4 protein-coding genes are annotated in these 3,755 nt (G+C 30.8%); all 4 read left to right on the top strand.

The window, feature by feature from the left end:
* Positions 1 to 882 (top strand): hypothetical protein (locus tag ACTHW2_RS11795; protein ID WP_442264112.1); only part of this gene is annotated, 882 nt, incomplete at its 5' end.
* Positions 883 to 894: 12 nt separating this feature from the next.
* A complete protein-coding gene (locus tag ACTHW2_RS11800; RefSeq protein ID WP_442264113.1) occupies positions 895 to 1,560 on the top strand; it encodes a DUF6320 domain-containing protein in 666 nt (221 codons plus the stop codon).
* A 169-nt stretch (positions 1,561 to 1,729) separates the two neighbouring features.
* The gene (locus ACTHW2_RS11805) at positions 1,730 to 2,032 is read left to right on the top strand and encodes a hypothetical protein (protein ID WP_442264114.1); all 303 of its coding nucleotides are present in this window, start codon (positions 1,730 to 1,732) and stop codon (positions 2,030 to 2,032) included.
* Positions 2,033 to 2,068: 36 nt separating this feature from the next.
* Positions 2,069 to 3,755: heavy metal translocating P-type ATPase (locus ACTHW2_RS11810; protein ID WP_442264115.1), on the top strand; the 1,687-nt coding region annotated here is incomplete at its 3' end.

Here is a 3,755-nt window from a genome sequence, read left to right on the forward strand (position 1 = left end):
ATAGAAACCTTAATATTTTATTATATGAAAATAAATTATAAAAATGAATTAGGAGACAGTATACCTAGCCTCGAATATCGTGCTTCAATAAGTCAAAAGATGGACGATAGCTTTTGGAAAAACTATACACCAAATATTAAAGATATACATGAAAAAAAGATCAAATTTAAGACCGCCTATACTATAAAAGGTAAAAGATTAGATGAAAATAAGATGAAAGTAATTGAGGCTGCTATGTCTGTAGAAGAAGTTTTAAATATATCTAGAAAATATGACACCAGTATGACTGTGTTTCTAACTTCCCTTCTTATGTATTCAATTTATATAGATATGCCCAAAACCAAGAGGAAGAAACCAATAGTTCTCTCTGTACCTATTAATTTACGAGGATACTATAATTCATCTACTGCTAGAAATTTTTTCACTACCATGAATATAAGTTATGATTTTCAAAATAATAGTTCGGAATTTAAAGATATAGTAGAGTATGTAGATAAGGAATTTAAAAAAGGCCTAGTAGAGGAAAATATAAATTTAAAGCTTGCTAGATTTATGAAACTCGAAAACAATCTTATAGCTAGAATTGTACCTCTCATCATAAAAGACTTTTTTATGAAGATTGCTGACAAATTTAATGATAAAAGGATAACATCTTCTATATCAAATATTGGAAGAATTAAAACAAATAAAGAGTTTAAAAACAATATAAAACAATTTAGTATATGTGTAAGTGCAAGAGCCCCAAAAATTACATTTTGTTCATATGGTGATAGGCTGGCAATTACTTTCACCTCTCCATATGTAGAGACTGATATACAAAGGGTGTTTTTTCAATTTCTTTCAAATAAAGGTGTTAAAATTGAAATTACATCAAATATATAAAGAGGTGGAGATATGAAATACTGTAGACATTGTAAAGTGTACATAAGAGAAGAACGTGAAAGGTGCACATTATGTGAAAATATATTGGAAGAAGAAGTAAGGGGAAAAAGTGAAGATGTATTTCCAGACATACCACCTTTTTACGAGAGTCATCTAGCACTTAAGATAATGGTATTTATATCTATAGTAGCTGTAGTGGTGAGTTTTGGAATTAATATGATATTTCCAAGTCATATAAATTGGCCAATATTATTTATGTTTGCAGTAATTAGTATCTGGATTGGGCTTATAATTATAGTCCAAAAGAGATATCATATACCTAAAAAAATAATATGGCAAACAGTAATCATATCTATCCTTGCTATATTTTGGGATTACCAAATAGGATGGAGAGGATGGTCACTAGATTATGTTATTCCTATAGCCTGTGTTTCAGCTATGATTATAATGTATGTAACGGCAAAGATAATGAACTTAAGTGTTAGAGATTATATAACGTATGCTTTTTTAGATGGGATTTTTGGAATCATACCTATTATATTTATACTCTTTGATTTAGTAAATATTATATATCCGTCTATTATCAGTATTGGATTTAGTATTATTTCATTATCAGCTATATTTATATTTCAAGGGGAAGAAATAAAGGCGGAAATAAATAAGAGAATGCATATTTAAAAGTTAAAATTAGATAAGGTCAAGTCTTTTTATCCTAGGCTAAGAAGACTTTTATTTTATAATCTTTCCAAAATTTGACTTAGGTCAAATTGTTTTCCTTCCACTCATGGTATAATAAACTTATAAAAGACAAAACATAAAAAATAAAAGAAAAAGGGGTAGAGAGAATATGCAAGAAAAATTAACATTTGAAAGAGCAAAGGAAAAGCATTTACAAAGATTGGAACAATATGTTCCAATTGTAGCACGAGTTCACGGAGGTACTCATCCAGAATTTCATAAGGTTCATAAATTGTTTGATGAGATTAATAGAGAAATTAAAGAAGCTGGATCAAATAAAACAAATTTAAGTGAAGAATTTATAGAATTACGTAAGGTCACAAACAATTATACAGTACCTGAGGATGTATGTGAAAGTTATGAGGCAGTTTATAATATGTTAAACGATATGGATAAAGCATATGGTATGTAAGTAGATAAACTATGGAAAGGGAAAAGGTGAATTAGTTTGCAAGGATTTATATTAAGTAAGAAAAATCATATAACATTAATAGGTGGAATTTTAATAGTCCTAGCATTTGTTAGTAAACTAGGCTTTAAAAATGAAACTCTAGCTATTTGGCCTTTAGCTATTGCTTCAATACTAGGAATTGCACCTATTGCTATTCAAGCCTATCAAGCTCTAAAAGTTAAAGTTGTAAGTATTGATGTTTTAGTTACCATTGCAGTTGTTGGAGCATTTTTAATTAGAAATCTTGAAGAATCAGCTATAGTTACATTTTTATTTTTGTTTGGAGCATATCTAGAACAACGTACGCTTAACAAAACACGATCTGCCATAAAAGAACTTACAGAAATGGCGCCAGAGAGTGCCCTGAAACAAGTAGAAAATGGTGAGTTTGAAGAGGTAGATGTAGATGATGTGGATGAAGGAGATATTTTATTAGTTAAAACTGGAGCCAAGATTCCTGTTGATGGAACTGTATTGATAGGTGAAGGACATATTAATGAAGCAAGCATAACAGGAGAATCTCTACCAGTAAGTAAAAAGAAAGACTCCAAGGTATATGCTGGAACTATCTTAGAAAATGGTACTATTCAAATCCTTGCTGATCGTGTAGGTGAGGATACTACCTTTGGAAAAATTATTGAACTTGTCGAAGAAGCACAAGATTCAAAATCTGAAGCAGAACGATTTATCAATAGGTTTTCTAAATACTATACTCCAGCTGTTTTGATCCTTTCTATTATTGTTTGGTTATTTTCACGAGATATTGAGCTAGCTATTACAATATTAGTTTTAGGATGTCCAGGAGCATTAGTTATCGGTGTACCTGTTTCAAATGTAGCAGGTATTGGTAATGGAGCGAAAAACGGGGTTCTTTTAAAGGGTAGTGAAGTAATTCATGATTTTAGTAATGTCGATACTATGGTATTTGATAAAACTGGTACATTGACACTGGGAAACCCTAAGGTGGCTGAAAAGGAAATGTATACTAAAAATACTGAGGAAGTATTGGCTTATTTAGCAAGTGTTGAAAATGAATCAGATCATCCTTTAGCAAAAGCAGTAATAGACTATATAGGAGATACAAAATTATATGAAGTTGGAAAAACAGATGTTATAAAAGGTGGAGGAATCGTAGCTAGTATAGATGGACACAGAGTTGCAGTAGGAAATGTAGGACTGATGAAAGAAGAAAATGTTCATTTAAATGAAAAAGTACTTGAAGATATAGCTAGATTTGAGGAAAATGGCAATTCACTTGTTTTAACATCCATAGATGGTCAACTAAAAGCACTGATGGGTATTAGAGATCAAATTCGTGAAGGTATAAAAGATGACCTTGAAAAACTAAAAAGACTAGGTGTTAAAAAACTTGTAGTTTTATCAGGAGATAACCAAGGAACAGTTGATTTAGTAGCAAATGAACTAGGCCTTACAGAAGCTCATGGGAATATGTTACCAGAAGATAAATCAGACTATGTTGAAGAGTTAAAAAATAAAGGTGAAATTGTTGCTTTTGTTGGAGATGGAGTAAATGACAGTCCTTCACTAGCATTAGCTCAAATTGGGATTGCAATGGGAAGTGGTACAGATGTAGCTATTGAAACGTCAGATCTTGTTTTAATGAATTCAGACTTTAGTCTTTTGCCTCACGCATTAGGCTTAACAAAAGCAACAGCTAATAATA

Origin of the sequence: Tissierella sp. (assembly GCF_052089545.1) — a bacterium.
Lineage (GTDB): Bacteria > Bacillota > Clostridia > Tissierellales > Tissierellaceae > Tissierella_A.

What these genes read in the sequence shown, in the direction of transcription:
- ACTHW2_RS11805 (WP_442264114.1), top strand. Translation starts at nt 1,730, where the DNA reads ATGCAAGAAAAATTAACATTTGAAAGAGCAAAGGAAAAGCATTTACAA.
- ACTHW2_RS11800 (WP_442264113.1), top strand. Translation starts at nt 895, where the DNA reads ATGAAATACTGTAGACATTGTAAAGTGTACATAAGAGAAGAACGTGAA.